This window comes from Salmonella sp. 32031103-2018-00083-FB-01-SM-01 (assembly GCF_017571995.1).
In the GTDB taxonomy this organism is placed as follows: domain Bacteria; phylum Pseudomonadota; class Gammaproteobacteria; order Enterobacterales; family Enterobacteriaceae; genus Salmonella; species Salmonella enterica.
Genome location: NZ_JAGEQL010000006.1, coordinates 329,173 through 355,892, shown reverse-complemented (window position 1 = coordinate 355,892; position 26,720 = coordinate 329,173). Strand labels below are relative to the sequence as shown.

22 protein-coding genes are annotated in these 26,720 nt (G+C 52.8%); 13 read left to right on the top strand and 9 right to left on the bottom strand.

What is annotated here, in order from left to right:
* Window positions 1-9: 9 nt before the first annotated feature.
* Window positions 10-741, top strand: coding sequence for a pyridoxine 5'-phosphate synthase (gene pdxJ / locus J4614_RS18380; protein WP_000818972.1), 732 nt, complete (start codon window positions 10-12; stop codon window positions 739-741).
* Window positions 741-1,121: a holo-ACP synthase gene (gene acpS / locus J4614_RS18375; RefSeq protein WP_000986043.1), complete on the top strand. Its 381-nt coding sequence runs from the start codon at window positions 741-743 to the stop codon at window positions 1,119-1,121. Before pdxJ ends, acpS begins: the two co-directional genes overlap by 1 nt.
* Window positions 1,122-1,232: 111 nt before the next feature.
* On the opposite strand, the gene J4614_RS18370 is transcribed toward acpS, so the two are convergent.
* Together J4614_RS18370 and J4614_RS18365 are read right to left on the bottom strand one after the other, a co-directional pair.
* Window positions 1,233-1,493 carry a YfhL family 4Fe-4S dicluster ferredoxin gene (locus J4614_RS18370; protein ID WP_001196290.1) on the bottom strand — a complete coding sequence of 87 codons (261 nt, stop codon included), beginning with the start codon at window positions 1,491-1,493 and terminating at the stop codon, window positions 1,233-1,235.
* A gap of 37 nt (window positions 1,494-1,530) precedes the next feature.
* Window positions 1,531-2,457, bottom strand: coding sequence for a LysR family transcriptional regulator (locus tag J4614_RS18365; RefSeq protein ID WP_001022476.1), 927 nt, complete (start codon window positions 2,455-2,457; stop codon window positions 1,531-1,533).
* A 115-nt stretch (window positions 2,458-2,572) separates the two neighbouring features.
* Here J4614_RS18365 and J4614_RS18360 point away from each other — a divergent pair, with 115 nt between their 5' ends.
* Window positions 2,573-3,769, top strand: a complete 1,197-nt coding sequence (locus J4614_RS18360; RefSeq protein WP_208293277.1) for an OFA family MFS transporter — start codon at window positions 2,573-2,575, stop codon at window positions 3,767-3,769.
* A 21-nt stretch (window positions 3,770-3,790) separates the two neighbouring features.
* Window positions 3,791-4,708 carry an oxidoreductase gene (locus J4614_RS18355; protein ID WP_058331988.1) on the top strand — a complete coding sequence of 306 codons (918 nt, stop codon included), beginning with the start codon at window positions 3,791-3,793 and terminating at the stop codon, window positions 4,706-4,708.
* A 38-nt stretch (window positions 4,709-4,746) separates the two neighbouring features.
* Here the strand turns inward: J4614_RS18355 and J4614_RS18350 are convergent, their stop codons facing one another.
* Window positions 4,747-5,595 carry a MurR/RpiR family transcriptional regulator gene (locus tag J4614_RS18350; protein ID WP_000995694.1) on the bottom strand — a complete coding sequence of 283 codons (849 nt, stop codon included), beginning with the start codon at window positions 5,593-5,595 and terminating at the stop codon, window positions 4,747-4,749.
* Window positions 5,596-5,710: 115 nt separating this feature from the next.
* Between J4614_RS18350 and murQ the strand changes: the two genes are divergently transcribed.
* The 4 genes from murQ to tadA are packed head-to-tail and all read left to right on the top strand — an operon-like array spanning window position 5,711 to window position 9,191.
* Complete coding sequence (gene murQ, locus J4614_RS18345) at window positions 5,711-6,604, top strand: N-acetylmuramic acid 6-phosphate etherase (protein WP_131046807.1); 894 nt, start codon at window positions 5,711-5,713, stop codon at window positions 6,602-6,604.
* A gap of 10 nt (window positions 6,605-6,614) precedes the next feature.
* Window positions 6,615-7,976 (top strand): PTS transporter subunit EIIC, encoded by a 1,362-nt coding sequence (locus tag J4614_RS18340; protein ID WP_208293276.1) that lies wholly within the window; start codon window positions 6,615-6,617, stop codon window positions 7,974-7,976.
* Window positions 7,977-7,979: 3 nt separating this feature from the next.
* A complete protein-coding gene (gene yfhb, locus J4614_RS18335) occupies window positions 7,980-8,615 on the top strand; it encodes a phosphatidylglycerophosphatase C (protein WP_000253554.1) in 636 nt (211 codons plus the stop codon).
* A gap of 24 nt (window positions 8,616-8,639) precedes the next feature.
* The gene (gene tadA / locus J4614_RS18330) at window positions 8,640-9,191 is read left to right on the top strand and encodes a tRNA adenosine(34) deaminase TadA (protein WP_001134556.1); all 552 of its coding nucleotides are present in this window, start codon (window positions 8,640-8,642) and stop codon (window positions 9,189-9,191) included.
* A gap of 50 nt (window positions 9,192-9,241) precedes the next feature.
* On the opposite strand, the gene mltF is transcribed toward tadA, so the two are convergent.
* Window positions 9,242-10,786 carry a membrane-bound lytic murein transglycosylase MltF gene (gene mltF / locus J4614_RS18325; protein WP_000734249.1) on the bottom strand — a complete coding sequence of 515 codons (1,545 nt, stop codon included), beginning with the start codon at window positions 10,784-10,786 and terminating at the stop codon, window positions 9,242-9,244.
* Window positions 10,787-11,020, bottom strand: coding sequence for a hypothetical protein (locus tag J4614_RS18320; protein ID WP_001543559.1), 234 nt, complete (start codon window positions 11,018-11,020; stop codon window positions 10,787-10,789). It lies immediately after the preceding gene.
* A gap of 21 nt (window positions 11,021-11,041) precedes the next feature.
* On the opposite strand from J4614_RS18320, the gene purL reads away from it, so the two are divergent.
* The 5 genes from purL to glnB all read left to right on the top strand — a co-directional run bounded on the left by purL (window position 11,042) and on the right by glnB (window position 19,522).
* Window positions 11,042-14,929, top strand: coding sequence for a phosphoribosylformylglycinamidine synthase (gene purL / locus J4614_RS18315; protein ID WP_208293275.1), 3,888 nt, complete (start codon window positions 11,042-11,044; stop codon window positions 14,927-14,929).
* Between the two features lie 647 nt (window positions 14,930-15,576).
* Window positions 15,577-17,007 (top strand): two component system sensor histidine kinase QseE/GlrK, encoded by a 1,431-nt coding sequence (gene qseE, locus J4614_RS18310; protein ID WP_023136414.1) that lies wholly within the window; start codon window positions 15,577-15,579, stop codon window positions 17,005-17,007.
* A 1-nt stretch (window position 17,008) separates the two neighbouring features.
* Window positions 17,009-17,773, top strand: coding sequence for a two-component system QseEF-associated lipoprotein QseG (gene qseG / locus J4614_RS18305; RefSeq protein ID WP_001054246.1), 765 nt, complete (start codon window positions 17,009-17,011; stop codon window positions 17,771-17,773).
* Window positions 17,773-19,107, top strand: a complete 1,335-nt coding sequence (gene glrR, locus J4614_RS18300; RefSeq protein WP_024131115.1) for a two-component system response regulator GlrR — start codon at window positions 17,773-17,775, stop codon at window positions 19,105-19,107. The genes qseG and glrR overlap by 1 nt, the downstream gene beginning before the upstream one ends.
* Before the next feature lie 76 nt (window positions 19,108-19,183).
* Window positions 19,184-19,522, top strand: coding sequence for a nitrogen regulatory protein P-II (glnB, locus tag J4614_RS18295; RefSeq protein WP_000717694.1), 339 nt, complete (start codon window positions 19,184-19,186; stop codon window positions 19,520-19,522).
* A 48-nt stretch (window positions 19,523-19,570) separates the two neighbouring features.
* On the opposite strand, the gene dtpD is transcribed toward glnB, so the two are convergent.
* The 4 genes from dtpD to cadC form a co-directional block, all read right to left on the bottom strand.
* A complete protein-coding gene (gene dtpD / locus J4614_RS18290) occupies window positions 19,571-21,031 on the bottom strand; it encodes a dipeptide permease DtpD (RefSeq protein WP_023136413.1) in 1,461 nt (486 codons plus the stop codon).
* A gap of 55 nt (window positions 21,032-21,086) precedes the next feature.
* Window positions 21,087-23,231 carry a lysine decarboxylase CadA gene (gene cadA / locus J4614_RS18285; RefSeq protein ID WP_001100652.1) on the bottom strand — a complete coding sequence of 715 codons (2,145 nt, stop codon included), beginning with the start codon at window positions 23,229-23,231 and terminating at the stop codon, window positions 21,087-21,089.
* An 82-nt stretch (window positions 23,232-23,313) separates the two neighbouring features.
* Window positions 23,314-24,645, bottom strand: a complete 1,332-nt coding sequence (cadB, locus tag J4614_RS18280) for a cadaverine/lysine antiporter (RefSeq protein WP_000100008.1) — start codon at window positions 24,643-24,645, stop codon at window positions 23,314-23,316.
* 360 nt (window positions 24,646-25,005) lie between these two features.
* Complete coding sequence (gene cadC / locus J4614_RS18275) at window positions 25,006-26,553, bottom strand: lysine decarboxylation/transport transcriptional activator CadC (protein WP_001187155.1); 1,548 nt, start codon at window positions 26,551-26,553, stop codon at window positions 25,006-25,008.
* Window positions 26,554-26,720 lie beyond the last annotated feature (167 nt).

The following is a 26,720-nucleotide window of genomic DNA, read 5'->3' as shown; positions in this document are numbered from 1 at the left end:
AGGATTGTCATGGCTGAATTACTGTTAGGCGTCAATATTGACCACATTGCCACGTTACGTAATGCGCGCGGCACCGACTATCCGGATCCGGTACAGGCGGCGTTTATTGCTGAACAGGCAGGCGCGGACGGCATTACCGTACACCTGCGCGAAGATCGTCGCCACATTACCGATCGCGATGTGCGCATTCTGCGTCAGACGCTGCATACGCGTATGAATCTGGAGATGGCGGTGACCGAAGAGATGCTGGCGATCGCCGTAGAAACCAGGCCGCATTTCTGTTGTCTGGTGCCGGAAAAACGCCAGGAAGTCACCACCGAAGGCGGCCTGGATGTGGCCGGACAGCGCGATAAAATGCGTGATGCCTGTGCGCGCCTGGCGGCGGCTGGCATCCAGGTTTCGCTCTTTATCGATGCCGATGAAACGCAAATCAACGCGGCGGCGGAAGTCGGCGCGCCGTTTATCGAAATCCATACCGGCTGCTACGCCAACGCAGAAACCGATGCGGAACAGGCAAAAGAGCTGGCGCGTATTGCCAGCGCCGCGACCCTGGCGGCCCGTCTGGGGCTAAAAGTAAATGCGGGTCATGGCCTGACCTACCATAACGTCAAAGCTATTGCCGCGCTGCCGGAAATGCACGAGCTCAATATCGGTCATGCCATTATTGGTCGGGCGGTGATGACGGGCCTGAAAGAGGCGGTGGCTGAAATGAAACGTTTGATGCTGGAAGCGCGCGGCTAATGGCGATTCTCGGCCTGGGAACGGATATTGTAGAGATTGCCCGCATTGAGGCAGTGATCTCCCGTTCCGGCGAACGTCTGGCAAGGCGTGTGCTCAGTGACAACGAGTGGGCTATCTGGGAGACGCATCAGCAGCCGGTGCGTTTTCTCGCCAAGCGTTTTGCGGTCAAAGAGGCGGCAGCGAAAGCTTTTGGCACCGGCATCCGCAACGGTCTGGCGTTTAATCAGTTCGAAGTGTTTAACGATGAGCTGGGAAAACCACGTTTGCGGCTGTGGGGCGAGGCGTTAACGCTGGCGGAAAAACTCGGTGTGGCGCACATGCATGTCACGTTGGCCGATGAACGCCATTACGCCTGCGCTACGGTCATTCTGGAAAGCTAGATTTGCCAGATGACGGCGTAAACACGTTATCTGACCTACAGGCCGATATATTGTCGGCCTGATAAGCATAGCGCCATCAGGCATTGTTGCGTTGGAAGTGCGTTAACCCGCTTACAGTTTATCTGCGTGATGCATCAGAACAAACTTATCCCACAACTGTTCTTCGCTTTCGACATGGGCGGGATCCTGCAAAATCGTATTGGGGATTGGGCAGACTTTCTGACAGGTCGGCGTTTCGTAATGGCCTACACACTCGGTGCATTTGTCGCTGTTAATCTCATAAATGCTGTCGCCCATTGAAATCGCCTCATTCGGGCACTCCGGCTCGCACATATCGCAATTGATACATTTTTTGGTGATTAACAGCGCCATCAGGAAATTCTCAGAAACAACACAAATCGGGCGGGCATTATACGCCTATTTTCTGCTCGGGCCAGCTCTTTTCTGGCGCTGATTTGTTATCTACAGTGTAAAAATTTTTGATCTGCTTGAGCAGGCAGATGGTTGCGTTATCCAGTGAAAGGTCATTACTGTGCACCAGCATGACAGGAATAAAGAATGCGGGGATGCCCAGTGAAACCAGGCGAACATTTTTGGGTGTCGATAAATGGGTTAGCGAGCGGGTAATAAATGCGATGCCAATCTGCGCTTCGGCATACTCAAGGCATGAGTAGTGGTTATCCAGTTCGCAGATGACGTTAGGAACGACTTTGCGGTTATTAAATTCAGTGGTGATGATCCCTCTTAATAGCAGAGAGTCATTAAGCACGATAATGGGCTGGTCGTTTAAATCTTTTAGCTGCAGACGTTCGCGTGTCGCCAGAGGATGAGAAAGTGGGATTGCAGCGATAATTTCATCTTCAAACAGCATGGTCGAGCTTAGCTGGGCAGGGAGCGCTGTTCGATAAACAATGCCAATATCAACGGCGCTATCCGTCAGCTTTTTAATGGTTTGCTCAGTTGAGAACTCTTTAACATTTAAAGATATTTCCGGATGGTGTGCCATAAAGTTGCGAAAAGCGGGCAGGACCAGGTAGCTGCCTGACACCCCGATTGAAATAGTATCGCGCTGTTGATCCTGGTAGGGAAGAAGTTCATTTTCGGCATTTTTTAAATCCAGCATTATTTTGTTAGCATGTCGTTGCAAAATAATGCCTGCTTTTGTTAATTTAATTCCTCTACCTTTTCGCTTAAATAATATTGTTTTAAGTGATGACTCAAGTTGTTTGATTTGCTGACTTAATGATGGCTGAGTGATAAACAGGCGACTGGCTGCCCGACTATAATGTAATTCATCACACAATATCAGGAAGGAATGTAGTTGTTTGATATTCATTAAAATTTAATGCCAATCGATTGGGTTTTGTTATAACGATTATAAAAAATACCAAATTGTTTGCCTATTTTGCTTTTTTTAAACTGTGATCAGTGCATTTTAAAAAGGGAAAATTATGTCGGCATCAATCAACCGCTGGGGAATGCTTGCCGCTCACGTGTGCATCAATTTTGTGCTCGGGGGCGTCTACGCATTTAGCTATTTCAAAACACCACTCATGGCGCAATATCACTGGGATCCGGCTACGCTGGCGTTAGCATTCTCTATCAACATGGGGATCATTCCTTTACCGATGATTTGGGGCGGGAGAATGATCGACAATGGTAAAGGAAAGCAGGCGATAGTTATCGGCGGTATCCTGTTTTCTTTAGGTTTTATCTTGTCCGGGTTTGTGGATAATTTGCCCATGCTGTTTTTAACCTACGGCGTCATTGCCGGGTTGGGATCGGGCCTGGCTTTTACGGGTAATCTGAATAATATTCTGAAATTTTTCCCTGACCGTCGCGGTCTTGCCAGCGGTATCGTACTGGCGGGTGTTGGCGTCGGGACGCTACTTTGCACCCGCCTGGCCGAATATTTTATGGCGCAAACTCACGATGTTAGTCGGGCGTTGTTATATCTGGGCATTGTTTATCTGGTGGTTATTTTTATCGTCCAGTTCTTTATTCGTAGCGCGCCAGCAAAAGATAGCGGAGGAATTAAAGCATCGCCAATGGATAAAGACTATCGGCACATGCTGAAAGATCTGCGCTTCTGGCTGCTGTTTATGATTCTGGCGCTGGGCGTGTTCTCTGGGATGGTAATTAGCTCAAGCTCTGCGCAAATTGGTATGACGCAGTACGGTTTACTGTCCGGTGCATTAGTCGTTAGCCTGGTATCGATATTTAACTCAATTGGTCGCCTGTTCTGGGGAGGGTTAACCGATAAATTAGGCGTCTACAATACTCTGGTTATCGTTTATCTTTTTACCTGCGTCTGTATGCTGCTATTGTTGTTCTTCAACGGCAATACTTCGGTATTCTATTTCAGCGCTCTGGGCGTGGGCTTTGCTTATGCCGGTATATTAGTTATCTTCCCTGGCTTGACCAGCCAGAATTTTGGTATGCGTAACCAGGGACTAAACTACGGCTTTATGTATTTTGGTTTTGCCGTCGGTGCGGTTATTGCTCCTTACGTCACGTCCGCTATTGCAAAATATACCGGAAGCTACAATACGGTATTTATTTTGACCACGGTGCTATTGCTTATTGGAGTCGTGTTGACCCTGATAACGAAAAAATATGTCGCAACGGTTTTAGCCAAAATTTATTAATCAGATAATAAGGAAATAAAAATGAAAATTGCAATCGCAGGTGCAGGCGCTATGGGATGTCGTTTTGGCTATATGCTGCTGGAGGCCGGGCACGACGTGACGCTTATCGATAGCTGGCAGGAGCATGTTGACGCTATTCGTAGCAAGGGGTTGTTTGTCGAAACGGAAACGACTCAGAAGTATTACCCCATCCCTGCTATGTTGGCTGATGAATCCCAGGGGGAGTTTGAGCTGGTTATTCTGTTTACCAAAGCCATGCAGCTGGATAGCATGTTACAGCGTATCAAGCCATTACTGCCAGCCGCGAAAGTGGTGATGATTTTATCTAACGGCCTGGGAAATATCGAAACCCTGGAGAAATATGTCGATCGGCAGAAAATCTATGCGGGTGTGACGTTATGGTCCAGCGAACTGGAGGGGGCTGGGCATATTATGGCCACCGGTACCGGAACGATTGAACTGCAGCCGATTGCCAGCCAGGATTCGGCTCAAGAGACTAAGGTCATTGCCACCCTTAATAGCGCTGGATTGAATGCTGAAATAAGCCCTGACGTATTATTATCGATCTGGAAGAAAGCAGCCTTTAATAGCGTAATGAACACCTATTGCGCGCTACTGGATTGTAATGTCGGCGGATTTGGTCAGCGGCCTGGTGCTTTAGATTTAGCGCAAGCGGTAGTTGATGAGTTTGTATTGGTTGCTGCCAGCCAGAATATTCCGTTGACTGAGCAAATGGTGATGAATACGGTGAAGAAAGTGTTCGATCCGCGTGAGAGCGGCCACCACTATCCTTCTATGCATCAGGATTTACATAAAGGCCGACTGACTGAAATCGACTATTTAAATGGTGCGATTGCGCGAATCGGCGCTCAGAACAATATTGCCGTACCGGTTAACACACTCCTGACGCAATTGATTCACGCTAAAGAAGCGCAATAAACTTGATGGCTCTTCTGCATGAGGCGGAAGAGCCATTTTCAAACCAGTTTTTTTACCAGCGCCTCGCTATGGCGAATACGCTCCGGCGCCCGCTCTAAATCCTGTTGTACCAGCGCCATAAACAGTAAGTCGGTCAACATCATTTGCGCATGTGTCGAGGAGATAGCGGCGCTACGCGTCGCTTGCTCTTCGGCAATCGTATACAGACAGCGGGTGGCGCGCTGCTGCAAGGCGTTGGGAGAAAAACCGGTAATGGCCAGGATCTTCGCGCCTGCGCGTAATGTTTCGTCCGCCGCCAGGTTCAGCTCGCGCCGCTCCCCGGAATAAGAGATCGCCAGCAGCAGATCCTCCGGCGCCAGCGCCTGCACCGTCGCCAGCAGGGCGTGCATATCGCGCTCAACCACCGCGTTAATGCCAATCTTCAGTAGCTTCCAGGCAAAATTTTGCGCCACCAGCCCAGAGGCGCCAATCCCGGTGATCACAATACGTCGGGCGTGGCGCAGCATCGTGACGCTTTCTAACAGCTTTTCTTCACTGTTAACGTCCAGCGTGGCGTGCATCGCCGCCACATTCTCTTTAATTAATTTTTCCCCGACCAGGCGCATCGGATCGTCGCCGCGAATCTGGTTATGAACGGGAACGGAATGCGGATTAGGATTGCTGGCCAACGCTTCGCTGATAGCCAGTTTCAATGCAGGAAACCCTTTAAACCCCAGTTTTTGCGCGAATTTGACTACGCTGGATTGGCTGACGCCCGCTTCGGCCGCCAGTTGCTGCGAGCTCAGATGCCGCGCCGTATCCGGTTGCGCGAGCAGATAATCCGCCAGTTTCCTGTCGCTTTGCGCGAGATCCGGATAACGCTGGCGAATACGAATCAAACAGTTCATGAGCAGCTCCTGCGAAACGTGATGGCGACGACAAAACGAAATTTCACTCGCCTGGGGGAATATTCTATTCCATCATGGACGCTTATTATGAATTAAAAATTCCAGAGGGACAAAAATGAATCTTGGTACCTTAGTGTCTGAAACCCGTAACCTGCAAACGATGGATCTGGATGCGTTGCCTACCCCTGAATTAGTTAAGCGTTTTAATGAACAGGATACGCTGGTAGCGGAAGCAGTAAAAGCCACTCTGCCTGACGTTGCGCGTGCGGTGGATGCCGCTGCGGCGGCGCTGAAGTCTGGCGGACGTATCATCTATATGGGCGCGGGCACCAGTGGTCGGCTTGGCGTACTGGATGCCTCAGAATGCCCCCCGACGTTTGGCGTTCCGCACGGTCTGGTCGTCGGGCTGATTGCCGGCGGGCCGGGCGCGTTGCTGAAAGCGGTCGAAGGCGCGGAAGACAGCCAACAGGCAGGCGAAGACGATCTTGTCGCGCTAAATCTGCAAGAACAGGATCTGGTCGTGGGGCTCGCGGCGTCGGGTCGTACACCCTATGTGATTGGCGGCCTGCGCTATGCGCGACAGTCCGGTTGTACCACTGTTGCCGTCTCCTGTAATCCAGATTCGCCTATTGCGCGGGAGGCTAATATCGCTATTTCGCCCGTTGTCGGGCCGGAAGCGCTTACCGGCTCCACGCGGCTGAAATCCGGCACCGCGCAGAAAATGGTGCTCAATATGATTTCTACCGGCGCGATGGTGAAGTTCGGCAAGGTCTATCAAAACCTGATGGTGGATATGAAAGCCACCAACGTCAAACTGGTCGATCGCGCGTGTCGGATGGTCGTTGAAGCGACCGGGATAGGTCGTGAAGAGGCGGAAACGTTGCTGAAACAGACCGATTTTGAGGTTAAGCCCGCTATTTTGATGGCGCTTACGGGGCTGGATGCTGCAGCCGCCAGGGAAAAACTCGCCGCTCATCAGGGCTTTTTAAGGGCGGCGTTAGAACACTAAAGAGGTGTGTATGGATAAGACGGCAGCGCTCGCCAGCGACATTTTACGTGGTATCGGCGGAGAGCAAAATATTCTGCGCCTGGAAAACTGTATGACGCGAGTCAGGGTGGAGGTACAGGACGACAGCCAACTGGATATTCCGCGCTTAAAAGCGTTGCCTGCCGTCAGTGGATACGTAAAGCAAGGGGAGCAACATCAGCTGATCGTTGGGCCGGGGAAGGCTGCACAGGTGGTTGATGCGATGCGCGTGCAGATTGCCGCAGGTGGTGTAAAGCCGGATGACGCTATGGCGCGTACCAAATCCGAGGCGAAAGCGAAGTATAAAGCGCCGATGAGCGATGCGTTGCGTAAGCTGGCGAATGTTTTTATTCCGCTTATCCCTGCCTTTATCGCATCCGGCTTGATTACCGGCATTATCAATATTCTTAAACGTCCGGATATCGTTGGCGATGTTGCCGTCCACTATCCTAACCTGCTGGGCCTGATGGGGATATTTGGTAGCGCGGTGTTCGCTATCATGAACATTCTGGTTGGCGTCAATACCGCGAAAGTCTTTGGCGGATCGCAGGCGTTAGGCGGCGTGATGGCGGGGATCCTTTCCAGCCCGCAACTGGCGCAGATTACGCTCTTTGGCGAGGCGCTTCAGCCGGGACGGGGCGGCGTCATCGCCGTCCTGCTGGTGGTGGCGTTAATGTGCTGGATTGAGCGCCAGTTCCGTAAGCTGCTGCCGGGGTCGCTGGAGTTAATTCTTAACCCTTTATTGACGACTGTTATCACCGGCGCGGTAGCGATTGTCGCTCTGCAACCGCTTGGCGGCTGGATTTCAGACGCTATCGCTCACGGCGCGTCCTGGGCTATCGATCGCGGCGGTTTTCTGGTGGGCGCGGTGTTAGCCGGAACCTTCCTGCCGTTGGTACTGACCGGGCTACATCAGGGGCTGGTGCCTATTCATGTGGAGCTGGTGCAAGCGCACGGCTATAACGCGTTGTTTCCCATCCTGGCGATGGCGGGCGTTGGTCAGATAGGCGCGGCCATTGCCGTACTGATGAAAACCCGCAATGCGCGACTCAAAAAGGTGATTAAAGGCGCGCTTCCGGTCGGACTGCTGGGAATTGGCGAGCCGCTGATTTTTGGCGTCACGCTGCCATTGGGTAAGCCATTTATTGGCGCTTGCCTTGGCGGCGCGGTAGGCGGGGCGTTGATCAGCTACTGGAAAGTGGCGACGGTAATTACCTTTGGTATTTCCGGTTTGCCGCTGGCATTAACAATTGTTGCCGGAAAAGTCCTGTTCTATCTGTTAGGCTATTTAATAGCGGTAATTGCCGGGTTTATTTTTACCTGGCTGCTGGGGTTCAATGATCCAGAGGAGTAAGATTTGGTCAGCCACGAGCGTCGTGTCGTCTTTTTTGATTTGGATGGAACGTTACATCAACAGGATATGTTCGGCAGTTTTCTGCGTTATTTGCTGTGCCGTCAGCCGCTAAATGCGCTGCTCGTACTGCCGCTGTTGCCCATTATCGGTATCGGTTTACTGGTAAAAGGGCGTGCGGCCCGCTGGCCGATGAGTCTGTTATTGTGGGGCTGTACTTTTGGCCATAGCGAAACGCGTTTGCAGGCGCATCAGGCGGATTTTGTCCGTTGGTTTCGCGCTAACGTCACGGCGTTTCCGGTTGTACAGGAGCGTCTGACCACCTATCTATTGAGCTCTGACGCGGATATCTGGCTTATTACCGGTTCTCCGCAATCATTGGTAGAGCAAGTCTATTTTGATACGCCGTGGTTGCCGCGCGTTAACCTCATCGCCAGCCAGATGGCGCGACGGTATGGCGGCTGGGTATTAACCGTGCGCTGTCTGGGCCATGAAAAAGTCGCGCAACTGGAACGTAAAATCGGTACGCCGCTGCGTCTTTATAGCGGCTACAGCGACAGCAAACAGGATAACCCGCTGCTTTATTTTTGCCAGCATCGCTGGCGGGTGACGCCGCACGGCGAGTTGCAGCAGCTCGAATAGTGAAACGCATAGCGTCTGTGTATAATGCCGCCCGCTTTCATTACCGGAGTTATCTCTTTGTCTGATGTCGAATTAGATCACGAATACTGGATGCGCCACGCGCTGACGCTGGCGAAACGCGCCTGGGACGAACGCGAGGTTCCGGTTGGCGCGGTATTGGTGCATAACCATCGTGTCATTGGCGAAGGCTGGAACCGACCCATTGGCCGCCACGATCCTACTGCGCATGCTGAAATAATGGCGCTGCGTCAGGGAGGTCTGGTATTGCAGAATTACCGGTTACTGGATACCACGCTGTATGTCACGCTGGAACCCTGTGTGATGTGCGCAGGCGCTATAGTGCATAGCCGCATTGGACGCGTTGTCTTTGGCGCGCGCGATGCAAAAACCGGCGCGGCCGGATCGCTAATTGATGTGCTGCACCATCCGGGAATGAATCACCGGGTCGACATTATTGAAGGGGTGCTGCGCGATGAATGTGCGACGCTGCTCAGTGATTTTTTCCGTATGCGTCGTCAGGAAATTAAAGCCCTGAAGAAAGCCGACCGTGCGGAAGGCGCGGGGCCGGCAGTATAGCGCAATGCCGGATAAGACGTTGCGCGTCGCCATCCGATAAGACCATCGCACTATTTTTCTTCTTTCTTCTGCGGCGTAAACAGTAAAGACGGCGAATGCGTCAGGTAGCCTGATGACTGCGATAAAAACGACAGGAGGGGGAAGGGCGCTTTATTCAGCTCCTCCGGCGACACCGCCGGGTAATCCTGCGCCAGTTTCATGGCTTCCGCTTCCTGCTTTTCTTTTTCCTGCAAATACCCCACTAAACTTATCTGGTATTTACGGATATTTTCCACATAAGCATAAGCCTCATGTCCACGCGCGTAACCGTAGGTTAGCTTACTGTAATACGGTTTTTGGCTTAACAGAGGCAAACGCTGCTTCACATCGGTCCAGCTATCCGGATTGCCTTTGGTTTTTACCGTCAGCGATCTGGCATCGAGCATGTGCGCATAACCCATATTGTAGGCGGCTAAGGCAAACCAGATACGCTCGTCTTCCGGAACGGTTTCGGGAACTTTAGCCATCATATCTTCAAGATAGCGAGCGCCGCCGCTGATGCTTTGCTCCGCATCGGTACGGTCGGTCAGCCCCAGACTTTGGGCGGTATTTTTAGTCAGCATCATCAGGCCGCGCACGCCGGTTGGCGAGGTCGCCAGCGGATCCCAGTGCGATTCCTGATAAGAAATCGCCGCCAGCAGGCGCCAGTCTATCTCTTTGGCATATTTTTTAAATAACGGTTCCAGCTCCGGCAGGACGTTATCCACCGCTCGCAGGAAAGAGCGGGTATCAACGTAGTCGAAATCATCGCCATGTCCCAGATATTTCTCTTCGATCCGCGCCAGAGAACCGTCTTCATTGATCGAATTGAAAAAATCGAGCAGCGCGGCGGAGAGCGTATTATCGTCGTCCAGTCGGCTAAACCAGGTCACGGGCTGTTCATCCGTGACATCCAGCGCCACGGCCAGCTCGGGATGAACGCGCTGAAACAGACTGATCGCCACTGAATCGGCAATGGTGTAATCCAGTTTGCCGCTGATGACCTCTTCCAGCAGCGTCGTCGAGCCTTTTTTATCATCCACTTTCCAGCTCAGGTCGGGAAACTTTGTCTCTTTTAAACGCTGTAAATCATTGACCACGACGTGCCCTGGCGCAATGGTAAGCTGATTCTCGTTAACGGTCGCCAGCGAGCGTGGGCGATATTGTCCGACCCGGTAGACGAGCTGTTGCGAAACTGAATAATACATGGGGCCGGGCTGATAGTTTTTAACGCGTGCGCTGTCGTAGACCAGCCCAGCCGCGAGCAGGTCGGCATTGCCGTTATCCAGATCGTCAAACAACTGGCTGATATTCTGGCGCACCGTCACTTTCAGCTTCACGCCGAGATAGTTGGCGAACTGCTGCGCCAGTTCATAGTCCAGACCATATTTTTTACCGTTGATAACGGAATAGGTTAATGGCGAGTCGATCGTACTGACGCGCAGTACCCCCCGGGCTTGAATCGCGGCGATATGGTTTTCGGTTTTACCGAACCAGGGGATTGAGGGCCAAAGGGCTGCTGCCAGCAGCAGCGTCAATATGCCGATGAACAGATAATTAATCTTTAATTTTTTCAATTAGTTAATTCTCTGGATCGTGCGTTGCCTCGGGCTGAAAAAGATGTTTTGCTGCAATAGATAAGTCATTAATGAGCGGCATTTTGCGTAACAATGCGCCAGTTGGCAACTTATTCGCAACGATAGCCGCACCGTATGACAAGAAAAAGCGGTGATTTTATTTATACGCAAACGGTTTCGTCGGCGCGTCAGATTCTTTATAATGACGGCCGTTTCCCCCCTTGCGCACACCAAAGCTTAGAAGACGAGAGACTTATGATGGAAATTCTGCGTGGTTCGCCTGCACTGTCTGCATTCCGTATCAATAAACTGCTGGCGCGCTTTCAGGCTGCCAACCTCCAGGTCCACAATATATACGCTGAGTATGTCCATTTTGCTGACCTGAACGCCCCGTTAAATGATAGCGAGCAGGCGCAGCTTACCCGTCTGCTGCAATACGGCCCGGCGCTTAGCAGCCATACGCCGGCGGGTAAACTCCTGTTGGTCACACCGCGTCCTGGTACCATCTCCCCCTGGTCTTCAAAAGCAACGGATATCGCCCACAACTGCGGCCTGCAACAGGTTGATCGGCTGGAGCGCGGCGTAGCGTACTATATCGAGGCTTCGACGTTGACGGCGGAACAGTGGCGACAAGTGGCCGCAGAGCTGCACGACCGTATGATGGAGACGGTGTTCTCTTCTTTAACCGATGCGGAAAAACTGTTTATCCACCATCAGCCTGCGCCGGTTTCCAGTGTCGATCTGCTGGGAGAAGGCCGTCAGGCGTTAATTGACGCCAACCTGCGTCTCGGTCTGGCGCTGGCGGAAGATGAAATCGACTATTTGCAGGAGGCGTTTACCAAACTGGGGCGCAACCCGAACGATATCGAATTGTACATGTTCGCCCAGGCGAACTCCGAGCACTGCCGCCACAAGATTTTTAACGCCGACTGGATTATCGACGGTAAACCGCAGCCGAAGTCGCTGTTTAAAATGATTAAAAACACCTTCGAAACCACGCCGGACTATGTGCTCTCTGCCTATAAAGACAATGCCGCGGTGATGGAAGGATCTGCGGTGGGGCGCTACTTCGCCGACCACAATACCGGCCGTTACGATTTTCATCAGGAGCCCGCGCACATTTTGATGAAGGTCGAAACGCATAACCACCCAACCGCCATCTCTCCGTGGCCGGGGGCGGCGACCGGTTCCGGCGGCGAAATTCGTGATGAAGGCGCCACCGGGCGTGGCGCGAAACCAAAAGCCGGGCTGGTGGGCTTCTCCGTTTCCAACCTGCGTATTCCGGGCTTTGAACAGCCGTGGGAAGAGGATTTTGGCAAGCCGGAACGTATTGTCACCGCGCTGGATATCATGACCGAAGGTCCGCTGGGCGGCGCGGCGTTTAACAACGAATTTGGTCGCCCGGCGCTGACCGGTTACTTCCGTACTTATGAAGAGAAAGTGAACAGCCACAACGGCGAAGAGCTGCGCGGCTACCATAAGCCGATCATGCTGGCGGGCGGGATCGGTAATATCCGCGCCGATCACGTGCAGAAAGGCGAGATCGTCGTCGGCGCGAAGCTGATCGTCCTTGGCGGCCCGGCGATGAATATCGGCCTCGGCGGCGGCGCGGCATCGTCAATGGCTTCCGGCCAATCTGACGCTGACCTCGACTTTGCTTCCGTACAGCGCGACAACCCGGAAATGGAACGCCGCTGCCAGGAGGTGATCGACCGCTGCTGGCAGTTGGGCGACGCCAACCCAATCCTGTTTATCCATGATGTGGGCGCGGGCGGTCTCTCCAATGCGATGCCGGAGCTGGTGAGCGACGGCGGGCGCGGCGGGAAGTTCGAACTGCGCGACATTCTTAGCGACGAGCCGGGCATGAGCCCGCTTGAAATCTGGTGTAACGAATCCCAGGAGCGCTATGTGCTGGCGGTCGCGGCTGACCAGTTGCCGCTGTTCGACGAACTGTGTAAGCGCGAACGCGCGCCGTATGCGGTCATTGGCGACGCTACCGAAGAACAGCATCTCTCGTTGCATGATAACCATTTCGACAATCAGCCGATCGACCTACCGCTGGATGTCCTGCTGGGCAAAACGCCGAAAATGACCCGCGATGTGCAAACATTGAAGGCGAAAGGCGATGCGCTGAACCGCGCGGATATCACGATTACCGACGCGGTAAAGCGTGTTCTGCATCTGCCGACCGTGGCGGAAAAAACCTTCCTTGTCACTATTGGCGACCGTACCGTCACCGGTATGGTGGCGCGTGACCAGATGGTTGGCCCGTGGCAGGTCCCGGTGGCTGACTGCGCGGTCACTACCGCCAGCCTCGACAGCTACTACGGCGAAGCGATGTCGATTGGCGAGCGCGCGCCGGTGGCGCTGCTGGACTTTGCCGCCTCCGCCCGTCTGGCCGTCGGTGAAGCGTTGACTAACATTGCCGCGACGCAGATTGGCGATATCAAGCGCATCAAACTTTCCGCTAACTGGATGGCGGCAGCCGGTCATCCTGGCGAAGATGCCGGTTTGTATGACGCGGTTAAAGCGGTGGGAGAGGAACTCTGTCCGCAGCTTGGCCTGACGATTCCGGTGGGCAAAGATTCGATGTCGATGAAAACCCGCTGGCAGGAAGGCAACGAACAGCGCGAAATGACCTCGCCGCTGTCGCTGGTGATTTCCGCGTTTGCCCGCGTGGAAGACGTGCGTCACACCCTTACGCCGCAGCTGTCAACGGAATATAACGCCTTGTTGCTGATCGATCTTGGCAAGGGCCACAACGCGCTGGGTGCAACGGCGCTGGCGCAGGTCTATCGTCAGCTTGGCGACAAACCCGCGGACGTGCGTGACGTCGCGCAACTGAAAGGCTTCTATGACGCCATGCAGGCGCTGGTCGCTGCGCGTAAATTACTGGCCTGGCACGACCGTTCCGACGGCGGTCTGCTGGTGACGCTGGCCGAGATGGCCTTTGCCGGCCACTGCGGCGTGCAGGTCGATATCGCCGCGCTGGGCGATGACCATCTGGCCGCACTGTTCAACGAGGAGCTGGGCGGCGTGATTCAGGTACGCGCTGAAGACAGAGACGCGGTCGAAGCGCTGTTGGCGCAGTACGGCCTTGCTGACTGCGTCCACTACCTTGGTCAGGCTCTGGCTGGCGATCGCTTTGTAATTACCGCTAATGATCGGACGGTATTCAGCGAAAGCCGTACTACGCTGCGTGTCTGGTGGGCGGAAACCACCTGGCAGATGCAGCGTCTGCGCGACAATCCGCAATGTGCCGACCAGGAACACGAGGCGAAAGCGAATGATGCCGATCCGGGCCTCAACGTGAAGCTGTCGTTTGATATTAATGAAGATATCGCCGCGCCGTACATTGCGACAGGCGCACGACCGAAAGTCGCTGTCCTGCGCGAGCAGGGGGTGAACTCTCACGTGGAGATGGCGGCGGCGTTCCATCGTGCGGGCTTTGACGCGATTGACGTCCATATGAGCGACCTGCTGGGCGGTCGTATCGGTCTGGGTAACTTCCACGCTCTGGTGGCTTGCGGCGGCTTTTCCTACGGCGACGTGCTGGGGGCGGGCGAAGGCTGGGCGAAATCCATTCTGTTTAACCATCGGGTGCGCGACGAATTCGAAACCTTCTTCCATCGTCCGCAGACGCTGGCGCTTGGGGTGTGCAACGGTTGTCAGATGATGTCGAATCTGCGCGAGCTGATCCCGGGCAGCGAACTGTGGCCGCGTTTTGTACGTAACCATTCTGACCGCTTCGAAGCCCGCTTCAGCCTGGTGGAAGTGACGCAAAGCCCATCGCTGCTGCTGCAAGGAATGGTAGGCTCACAGATGCCGATTGCGGTTTCCCATGGGGAAGGGCGCGTTGAGGTGTGTGACGATGCGCATCTTGCCGCGCTTGAGAGCAAAGGCCTGGTCGCCCTGCGCTATGTAGACAATTTCGGCCACGTGACCGAAACCTATCCGGCTAACCCGAACGGTTCGCCGAACGGCATCACGGCGGTGACGACCGAAAACGGTCGGGTGACGATTATGATGCCGCATCCGGAACGCGTATTCCGCACCGTCGCCAACTCCTGGCACCCGGAAAACTGGGGCGAGGATAGCCCGTGGATGCGTATCTTCCGTAATGCGCGTAAGCAGCTTGGTTAATTAGCCCGATAGCCATTAAGCCCCTCTTCACGAGGGGCTTTTTGTAGACGACGCTTATCAGGCCCACGGAGAAGCGCGGTTGTAGCTACCGTCTTGAACGTCAAGCGGTAGGCCGGATAAGGCGTTTACGCCGCCATCCGGCAATAAACTAGTGCTTATGCCGCAAGATTAAAGTGTCGGGAAATCCCGACATGAGTGGAGGTAGGTTGTCGCCAAAAAGAGACACTTAACCATTTGATTTAAAATGATTTTGTTTTTAGGTGTTGCGAGTGTTGCTGATTGGCGACAGAAAGGGCAAAAAACAGGCAGAGCCATTTTTAGCATGAATAACGATATTTTTCATATCTATCATTGTGTTAACAAAGTCTTTTGAATGTTGGCACAATTACTGCATAATAGTAACCAGTGGCTCATTCACCTTCTTATGTCAGCCCCTTAGGGACGCGCTACATAAACTTCGAATGACGCACAACAAGGTGCCTGCCGTCCAACTTCTGATAATAGCGTAGCTTTATCAACCTCCGGGCGAAACGTCGAGTTAGGCACCGCCTTATTCCATAACAAAGCCGGGTTTAGCCCGGCTTTGTTGTATCTGGCGCTCCCCTCGGTTAGCATCTTTTTTATTCTTCTTTTATGTGAGCGACACGTTGAAGCGCTGGTCTGTTTTCCCCCGTTCTTTACGACAATTGGTCATGCTGGCCTTTTTGCTGATCCTGCTGCCGTTGCTGGTTCTGGCCTGGCAGGCGTGGCAAAGCCTTAACGCGTTAAGCGATCAGGCTGCGGTGACTAACCGCAGCACGCTTATTGACGCCCGGCGCAGCGAGGCGATGACCAACGTCGCGCTGGAGATGGAGCGAAGCTACCGACAGTATTGCGTGCTTGACGATCCGACGCTGGCAAAAGTGTATCAAAGCCAGCGTAAGCGCTATAGCGATATGCTGGACGCCCATGCCGGCGTCTTGCCGGATGATAAGTTGTATCAGGCGTTACGCCAGGATTTAAACGCGCTGGCGCAATTGCAGTGTAAAGATAGCGGCCCGGAAGCGGCAGCGGCCGCGCGTCTGGAGGCCTTTGCCAACGCTAATACGGAAATGGTGCAGGCGACGCGTACTGTGGTTTACTCGCGCGGGCAGCAGTTACAACAAGAAATCGCCGAGCGCGGACAATTTTTCGGCTGGCAGGCGCTGGTGCTATTTCTGGTGAGCCTGGCGATGGTGCTACTTTTTACCCGCATGATTATCGGGCCGGTGAAAGGAATTGAACGGATGATTAATCGCCTGGGCGAAGGCCGTTCTTTGGGGAATACCGTCACCTTTACCGGTCCGCGTGAATTACGATCGGTGGGGCAGCGCATTATCTGGCTGAGTGAGCGTCTGGCGTGGCTGGAATCCCAGCGCCATCAGTTTCTACGTCACTTGTCCCATGAGCTGAAAACTCCGCTGGCTAGTATGCGCGAGGGGACAGAGCTGCTGGCCGATCAGGTGGTTGGGCCGCTGACGCCGGAGCAAAAAGAGGTGGTCGATATTCTGGATGACAGCAGTCGTAATTTACAAAAATTGATTGAGCAATTGCTTGATTACAACCGGAAACTGGTAGACAGTGCCACAGAGCTGGAAGCGGTCGATATCGCGCCGCTTGTGGATATGGTGGTTTCCGCCCACAGTTTGCCTGCCCGCGCTAAAATGATGCATACCGATGTCGACCTGAAGGCCGAACGCTGCATAGCAGAGCCCATGTTGCTGATGAGCGTGCTGGATAATCTCTATTCCAACGCGGTGCACTATGGCGCTGAATCCGGTAACATTTGCATCCGTAGTCGTTCTCAGGGCTCCACGGTTTATATCGATGTGGTTAATAGCGGCGAGCCGATTCCGCAAACCGAAAGAGAAATGATTTTTGAGCCTTTTTTCCAGGGAAGCCACCAGCGAAAAGGGGCGGTAAAAGGCAGTGGGTTAGGGCTGAGTATCGCCAGAGATTGTATTCGTCGAATGCAGGGAGAGATCCAACTGGTGGATGACAAAGCGCAGGAAGTCTGTTTTCGCATCTCGCTGCCATTGCCTGCATCTGACAAACACTAATATGAATTTAAGCCTGGTGCGTATGTCACACGTTTTAGTCCAAACTATTAAACGATGCCTTTTGCGGTGGGGAATACCGGTGGGCATATCGTGTCTGGCGCTGACCGCATGTGTTCCCCATGCTTCACAGCAACTGCCCGATAGCGCAGCGCAGGACACGCTCCCCCATTATCAACTGGCGGATTATCTCCCGACGGCGTGCGCGGATATCTGGTCGCTACGCGGGCAGGCGGTAGAGACGAATCCGCTGTACTGGCTACGCACGATTGACTGCGCCGATCGTCTGATGCCGGTTCAGTCGCGCGCAGAGGCGCGCGCGTTGACGGATGATAACTGGCAGAATGCCTTCAGGCGCGGGATCTTACTGGCGGATGCAAAAATTACGCCGCCGGAGCGGCGCGCCATAGTGACCCGTCTGGAGGCGTTAAGCGCGCAAATACCGGCTCAGGTACGGCCCGTCTACCAAATCTGGCATGACGGTCAGGCGCTGCAATTAGCGCTTTCTGCCGAACGTCAGCGTTATAGCAAACTCCAGCAAACGTCAGATAGTGAGCTGGATGCGCTGCGCCAGCAGCAACAGGCCTTGCAAACGCAGCTCGATCTTACCACCCGTAAGCTGGAGAGTTTAACCGATATTGAGCGCCAGCTTTCGACACGAAAACCGGCAGGTAATTACAACGCCGATACGCCGCATACCAATGACAAACCCGCGACGTCTGAAGATGGCGCGGCGCCGTCGCCGTCACAAGATGAGGTAACGCCATGATAAGCCGTAAACCGGCGCACCTGTTGCTGGTCGATGACGATCCCGGATTACTGAAATTGCTCGGTATGCGCCTGACCAGTGAAGGATACAGTGTCGTGACCGCAGAGAGCGGTCAGGAAGGACTGCGGGTACTGCATCGGGAAAAAGTGGATCTGGTAATAAGCGACCTGCGCATGGATGAAATGGATGGTATGCAACTGTTCACAGAAATTCAGAAAGTACAGCCGGGAATGCCGGTTATCATTCTGACGGCGCATGGTTCCATTCCGGATGCGGTGGCCGCTACCCAGAAGGGCGTATTCAGCTTTTTGACAAAGCCGATCGACAGAGACGCGTTATATAAAGCGATAGATGAAGCGCTGGAGCAGTCCGCTCCCGCGACGGACGATAGCTGGCGCAACGCTATCGTTACCCGTAGCCCGCTGATGCTGCGACTGCTTGAACAGGCGCGCATGGTCGCGCAGTCGGATGTCAGCGTATTGATTAACGGACAAAGCGGCACCGGGAAAGAGATTTTCGCACAGGCGATTCATAATGCCAGCCCGCGCAGTAACAAGCCGTTTGTCGCCATCAACTGCGGCGCGTTGCCGGAACAGTTGCTGGAGTCCGAATTATTCGGCCATGCGCGCGGCGCCTTTACCGGCGCAGTGAGCAATCGTGAAGGGTTGTTCCAGGCGGCGGAAGGCGGCACGCTGTTTCTGGATGAAATTGGCGATATGCCCGCGCCGTTACAGGTGAAGCTGCTGCGGGTGTTACAGGAGCGCAAAGTCAGACCGCTGGGCAGCAATCGCGATATTGATATCGACGTGCGAATTATTTCCGCGACGCACCGCGATCTGCCGAAGGCGATGGCGCGGGGCGAATTTCGTGAAGATTTGTACTACCGGCTGAATGTCGTGAGCCTGAAAATTCCGGCGCTGGCGGAGCGTACCGAAGATATTCCGCTGCTGGCTAATCATCTGCTCAGACAGTCGGCACAGCGGCATAAACCGTTTGTTCGCGCCTTTTCTACTGATGCAATGAAACGGCTGATGACGGCAAGCTGGCCGGGCAACGTGCGCCAACTGGTCAACGTCATTGAACAATGCGTGGCGTTAACCTCTTCGCCGGTGATCAGCGATGCGTTGGTCGAGCAGGCGCTGGAAGGCGAAAACACCGCGCTGCCCACCTTTGCCGAAGCGCGAAACCAATTTGAACTGAACTATCTGCGCAAGTTACTGCAAATTACCAAAGGTAACGTGACGCACGCGGCAAGGATGGCGGGGCGCAACCGCACGGAATTCTATAAGCTACTCTCCCGCCACGAACTGGATGCGAATGATTTCAAAGAGTAGTTTTCATGCCGTAAAGTAGCGCGAAATATGTTACGTTTAACCGATCAAAACACAGGCGACCTTTTCAAGGAATAGCATGAAAAAGATTGATGCGATTATTAAACCCTTCAAGCTGGACGATGTCCGTGAAGCGCTGGCCGAGGTAGGTATTACCGGCATGACGGTCACCGAAGTCAAAGGCTTTGGCCGTCAAAAAGGCCACACCGAGCTGTATCGCGGCGCGGAATATATGGTGGATTTTCTGCCGAAGGTAAAAATTGAAATCGTTGTGCCTGACGATATCGTGGATACCTGTGTTGACACCATCATTCGTACCGCGCAGACGGGGAAAATCGGCGACGGTAAGATCTTTGTCTTTGATGTCGCCCGCGTTATTCGTATCCGTACTGGCGAAGAAGACGACGCGGCTATCTGATGTGCCGATTCGCTGCCCGTCTCCTCCTTGTGGGCAGCGAACCACCGTTTAATCGCCCTGCGGTAGCGCCGATGTAGTCCGGGTGCAAACCCATCTCAGGCCGACAATGGCGACGATCAGCGCCACGCAACTTAGCGTCCACTCGCCCATTTGCGAGAAAAAGTGTCCGTAGGCGGCTACCGCCGTATCACTAATTTGCGATTCCGTGGTTTGTTGCGCGACGACGCCAGCCAGCCAGTTAGCGACCGCGCCGGTCGCCAGCATATAAATACCGGTCAGTACGCCCGTGACGCCAGGCAGGTTGAGGCGGGTAATTTGCGCCATCGCGACTGGATCAATAAACAGCTCCGCAAAGCCCATCAGCGCCAGCCCTGCGATCATCATTCCCATTGATGCCTGCCCGTCTAACCGGGCCTGATGCGCGTTTAGCGCCAGCAGCATAAAACCGCCGCCCATTAATACCAGCCCCACGGCAAATTTAAGCCAGACGCGCAGCACCGAGCGGGCGCTCTCTTTCGGGCGGCTCAGCCACGCCAGCACCACGCCCGCCGCCATCACCGCAATCGCATTGACCGACTGGAACAATGCGGTGGGGACGGTCATATTCAGCCAGTGGCGGTTGACAAAACGGTCGATGAATAAACTGATCGAACTTCCGCCCTGCTGCGCCAGAACCCAGAAGAGAGTGCCGGTGATCATTAACAGAACGATTTGCCACAAGGCGCGACGGTGTTCGGGAAATTTAACCATAATACGGGCGATAAGTTGCGCCGCGAAGACGCAGACAATGGCCAGCACATAGCCAGACCAGTTATTTTCCAGCAGGAGGGTGAAGAATACCGGCGCGATACACAGCATTAATACCAGCCAACCCCAGGTTGGAAGGGCGAATTTAACCGCCCGCAACGCGGGGCGATTAACACCGCGCGTCTGCTGAAAGTGGCGATGACCGCTTAAAAAGATGAGCAGGCCGATGAACATTCCCACGCCCGCCAGCGCAAAGCCGACATGCCAGCCATACCACTGCGCCGCCAGACCACAGGCGATCGGCGCGGCTATCGATCCAATATTCCCGGCGGCGTAGAGCAGCGAGAATCCCCCGTCGCGGCGGTTGTCATCAGGGGCGTAAAGTTCGCCCAGCAGACAGCTAATATTGGATTTAAACAAGCCGTAGCCGCAGATAATAATGGCCAGCGCCGCATATAAACTCAGCGTTGAATCAGATTCTAAGCCCAATACCACATGACCCAGCGTCATCAATAAGGCGCCGGTGATAACCGCCACGCGGTTGCCAAGCAGGCGGTCGGCAAGCCAGCCGCCAAGAATAGGGGTAACGTAAACTAAAGAGGCGTAGGCGCTGAAGAGGTTGATCGCGTGGCTGTCATTAAAACCAAGCTGGTGGGTAAGATAAAGGATGAGTAAGGCACGCATGCCGTAAAAGCTGAAGTATTCCCAAATTTGAATCGCCACGATGTAAAAAATCGCGCGCGGTTGTGAGGGTGTTTTCATAAAGTCTCCTTGCTGCGTGAAAAAAGGGAAGTGGCAAGCCACTTCCCTTTGGTACTTATTTCGTATTTTCTTTCAGCACCTTAACGGTGTAACGTCCGTCTGCCTGACGATAGGCGCCGTGGATATCGGTTTCGAAGCCCGGATAGTGGGCGCCGATTTCGCACAGCATTTGCAGGAATTCCAGTACCGGACGGCTTTCCTCGGTGATCATTTCACCAGGCATCACCAGCGGCACTCCCGGAGGGTAAGGAAGGATCATGTTGGCGTTGACGCGACCAACCATCTCTTCAAGATACACCTCTTCCGTTTCGCCATGCAGCTCTTTCTGGAACGCAGTATACGGCGTCATCACCATTTTCGGCAGCACTTCAAACGCACGGTACATTAAGTCCGGCAGATTATGGTGTTCGACCAGTTTATGAATATTCTGCGCCAGTTCCTGGATGCGCATATTTTCATAAAACTCAGGCGCTTCGCGGTACAGTGCTGGCAGAATGTTTTTGACGCGCAGGTTCAGGTCAAAGGCGCGTTTAAATTCAGTGAGCGCGCGCAGCAGGCTCAGAGCTTTGGTTTTGTCGATACCAATGCTGAACAGGAACAGCAGGTTGTATGGACCGGTTTTTTCTACGATGATGCCACGTTCATCGAGATATTTGGCGACCAGACTTGCCGGAATACCGAACTCATCCATCGTACCGTCTTTCTTCATCCCCGGCGTCAGGATAGTGACTTTGATCGGGTCGAGGTACATGTGTTCGTTATCGATATTTTTGAAGCCATGCCATGCGCTATCTGAACGCAGCGGCCAGCACTCAGCCCCATCGATATGTTCCGGCTGCCATACGTCAAAGAACCAGCCGTCGGATTCGCTTTTCAGGCGTTTAATTTCTTTACGGAATTTAATCGCACGTTCAATAGAGCCGTTAATCAGGCGCTTACCCGCATTACCTTTCATCATCGCCGCTGCGGTTTCAGTAGACGCTACGATACCGTAGTGCGGAGAAGTGGTGGTATGCATCATGTAGGCTTCGTTAAAGGTTTCTTCGTTAATGTCGCCTTTAACATGAATCATGGATGCCTGTGAAAACGCCGCCAGCAGTTTATGCGTGGACTGGGTTTCATAAATGATTTTGCCTTCTACACGGTCGCCGCTCATACCGCATTTACCCTGATAAATAGGGGAGAAATTGGTATAAGGCACCCAGGCGGAGTCAAAATGAATGGACTTCACATCCAGAGTTTTCTTGATGTAGTCAGTGTTATACAACAAACCGTCATAGGTTGAGTTAGTAATAACAGCATGGACCGGCCAGGTTGCGTTAGGCGTCTCTTTTACCCGTTTAGCGATAGTGGCGTGCTGGAACTCGCTTTGCGGAATACCGCCAAGAATACCGTAGGCGTTACGGGTTGGGCGGAAATAAATCGGCGTAATGTCGCTCATCATCATCAGATGGGTCAGCGATTTATGGCAGTTACGGTCAATCAGTACCGTGCTGCCTGCCGGCGCGGAGTACATACCGACGATTTTGTTCGCCGTAGAGGTGCCGTTCGTCACCATGTAGCTACGTTCGGCGTTAAAGACGCGGGCGATATACTCTTCCGCTTCTTTATGCGGGCCGGAGTGGTCCAGCAGCGAACCCAGTTCGGAAACGGAAATCGAAATATCGGATTTCATCGTGTTCGGGCCGAAGAAATCATAAAAGATGCTGCCGACGGGGCTTTTCTGGAAAGCGGTCCCGCCCATGTGGCCAGGCGTACAGAAAGTATATTTCCCTTCGCGCACATATTTGAACAACGCTTTTGTCAGCGGCGGCAGAATATTGTCGATGTATTCATCGGTATTCTGGCGAATTTTCGCCGCGATATCGGCTGCGGCGCCTAAAGCATATTCAAAGAAGCGAACCTGCATTCTCAGATCGTTGAGGCTGACGTCCAGCGTAGAGTAGCTGTTGGCGAAGGCGTACAGCGGCATATACTCGTTCAGCTTGCTAATCTCTTCGCAAAGCTCAAGGTTATATTTATCCCAGTCGAAAATGACGCCGCAAAGGCGGGAGTTATTTTCAATCAGCTTCAGCAGGTCTTCTCGGTCGTTTGGATAGACGATACGGAAATTTAAACCTTCCAGTGCACGATGCAGTTCACGAATAGGCTCTTCTTTAAAGTAGACGCCCATGTGGTTCATGATAGCAATAACGTTCATAGTCTTGTTCCTGGTAAAGTGGGCCCCTCCCGCTACGCTATAGCAGGTGACGAAAGGGGCTTTGAGAAAAAGGAGTTAGCGGTTAAAGCGCTTCAGCCGTATTGTTGTCGCTGTCGTTGTTCTGGCGCTGGTGCATTTTGCGACCGTAGAACATCAGGATGATCAGACTGACGATAAAGGTGCCGGAGAGTTCGAAGGAGCTGGCGCCCATCAGTGCGATGAAGCAAAATGCGCAGCCCAGTACAGAACAAATCAGGCTTACCGAGTTACGGATGTTGAACCCTTCGAAGCGAATCAGGTCAACACAGGAGTAGAAGTACGGCAGCATGGTAAGCAGTACGGCAATCCCGGTCAGTTCGCCGAACAGGTCGGACGCTTTACCGCCGCTGGAGTTCATGATGGTGATCAGAATCATCAGCGCCGTCATTTTCACAGCAGCCAACAGCAGACCTTTTTTCGGAATACCGTTTTTATCCATTTCACCGTAAATTTTCGGGAAGTTGCCGTCGTTGGCGGCGCGAACCCCAGCCTGGCCGACCAGCATCATCCAGGAGCCCAGAGACGTCAGGCAGGCGAAAGCGGTAAAGGCGGAAACCAGCGGCGCAGCCCAGCCACCCAGAATCGTGGAGGTACTGATAGCGAACGGCGCGCCGGAAGAGGCCATAACGGAAGCTGGGAACATCCCGGCGATAACCTGAGTCGCAGCGATATAGATGATGCCTGCCAGCGCGGTACCCAGCATGGTTGCCAGAGGTACGGTGCGTTTCGGGTTTTTCACCATGCCGGTGCTGACGGCGGCAGACTCAACGCCAACGAACGCCCACAGGCAGAGCAGAATACTTTTAACAATGGCGTGAGAGTCGGTCGTCGTAGACGTGTTCCAGTTCGCGTGATAGGTCGCGATATCGAACCAATGCCAGCCGGCGACTGCGGTCAAGACTACCGGGATCAGCACCAGGAATAGGCCAATCGTTGTTAAGCGGCTGACCCAGGCCCCGCCCAGCATATTAATAAAGGTGAACAGCCAGACGATAGCAATACAGGCAATACCTGCCGGTATTGGATTATTTAATGCCGGGAAGAATGTAGAAAGATAAGAAACAGCGGTAATACCGATGGCTAAGTTACCAATCCAGTTTGCGTGATAATAAAGAACGCCGGTCTGGAAACCAAACGCCGGAGATATTTCCCCAGCATAAGCGATAGGGCCACCCTGTTGAGGGTTTTTGGTTGCCAGCCTCGCATAAACATAAGCCAGCGACATTGCCCCAATAATAGAAATTACCCAGCCCCAGATGGCAATGCCACCAATACTGGCAAGGTTGGCGGGTAATAATGCAATCCCGCTCCCCATCATATTACCGGCAACGACGCCAGTACAGGCAAATAGCCCGATCTTTTTGACAGAACTCATGTTCATTTCTCCTGAGCTGTATTTTTAAGAACCGGGCTTATGCTTCATATATGCTGCGTGCCCGTTCAACTGTCGACAAGATTAACGAATGGGTTGAGATAAGTCCTAAAGAAAAAGTGAAATAAACACAAACATGAAAAAACTGATAGATTGATTTTTTTGAATTAACATATAAATATCATGAAAAATATCATGAAAGGATAAACATCGTTTAATTACAAAGAGTTATATTTACATATCTTTGCGATGAATATGTTGCCAAAATTAACATAAGCTATTTTTGGCAACATGTTTTTCACAAAATAAAAGCGAAAAATTTAATATCTTTTCGCTTTTATTTGTCATGGTTCAGCGTTAAATTTAATCTTCTGCCAGAAAACTATTCAGATAAGGGACAATTTTCTGAACGGATGTCTGAAATACGCCGTTCTCGATCCAGTACAGAGTGTTTTCACCTGGACGTAAATTAAAGGCGGTCAGATAGGCATCAGCGGCCAGACGATTCTCACCTTTCATTTCGTAAACTTTCCCCAACAGGACATAGTTAAACCACGACATTTCAAGCTCGATGCTTTTATTGATTTCCTCATACGCTGCATCGATATCACCTTTGCCTAACAGATCGACGGTCTTGATTTTATAATAAACAGACGTTTTCTCAACGCCCGGAATTTGATCTATTTTTTTAAACTCTTCGTTCAGTGCGGCCACTTGTTCTTTATCAAACGGCTGTTGTGATTGCCGTAATACATCTACCAGCACTTTATATTCATAGGCATAGTTGAAATCAGGCGTTTCCTTAATAATGCCATTCAGAATATCGCTGGCTTTACCTAGCGCCTGCGCATCGCCGCTCAGAATAAGCTGGCGCGCCTCATAAAAACGCATCAGCGCGGTATTTTGCGGCGTTCTGAACAGGGCCAGTTGTTCTCGCATACGATTAGGCCAGGGCTGTGTTAAAACGAAAGACAGGCTATTAAACAGATCATCCTGGATGGACAACTGGTTAGTATTGGTGACGAAATAACGCTTATCCAGCATGGTTGAACCATCGGCGTTATCAATGAGCACCACAGACATAAAGCACTGCTGCGCCCGATAGTGGCGCTGATTGACAAACTGAATGGTTAACGTCTTACCGGAGCTGCTTGGCTCATTGACCCGGTAATTGGTTTTATCGTGCACCATAAAGGTCGAGTAGGTGTTCAGCAAGTCGGTGATTAAGCCGCCCAGACCGATGGCGTAGGACTCCTGCGAGACCCAGTTATTACAGGAATTGCCGCCTTCAAAACGAACATCTATATCTCGTGGGTTAAGTAATAACCGCGTTTTTGTTACCGCGGCATTATGATCTACCACCGACATCACGATAAACACCACCAGCGTCGCCAGCGAGAGTAGGAACATTACCCACGTCCAGAAAGCGGCGATACGCGGCTTTTTCGCCTTTTTAGTCGGCGTTTGCAAAGAGGCGGGCGGCACAGGCGTAGCGGCAGTAGCCCCCTCTGCCGGTTCTGCATTCGTTGCTGCGATCGGCGGCGGCGGCGGCGACGTTGATGAATTATCGATCTCATCGCTATTTTCTTCGCACCAGATAACCGGCGCCGTCAGCTTATAGCCGCGTTTAGGTACGGTAACAATGTATTCAGCATTGCTGTCTCCGCCATCTCTTAATGATTTGCGTAGTTCAGAAATGCTTTGGGTGACAACATGGTTGGTCACGATGGTGCGCATCCAGACATGATCAATAATGTTATCCCGGCTTAACACTTCATCCGGGTGATGCGCAAAATACATCAGAAGATCGATCAGCCGTGGTTCAAGAGTAATCTGGCGTCCCTGACGACTGATCTGATTAACAGAAGGTGTAACCAGCCACTCTCCAATGCGTACAACAGGTTGCTGCATAAAAAGATGCCCTAACGAGCTAAGTCAAACGTTAATAATAACACGATTTGCACAGACTTTTTTTATTCCCCTTTTTTGTAAAAGAAAGGCATAAAAAGCAGCGCAATAAGCAGGGGGCGGGAAGGAAAACGGGCGTTCGCCTTAACGATAACGCCCGTTTTTTCAGC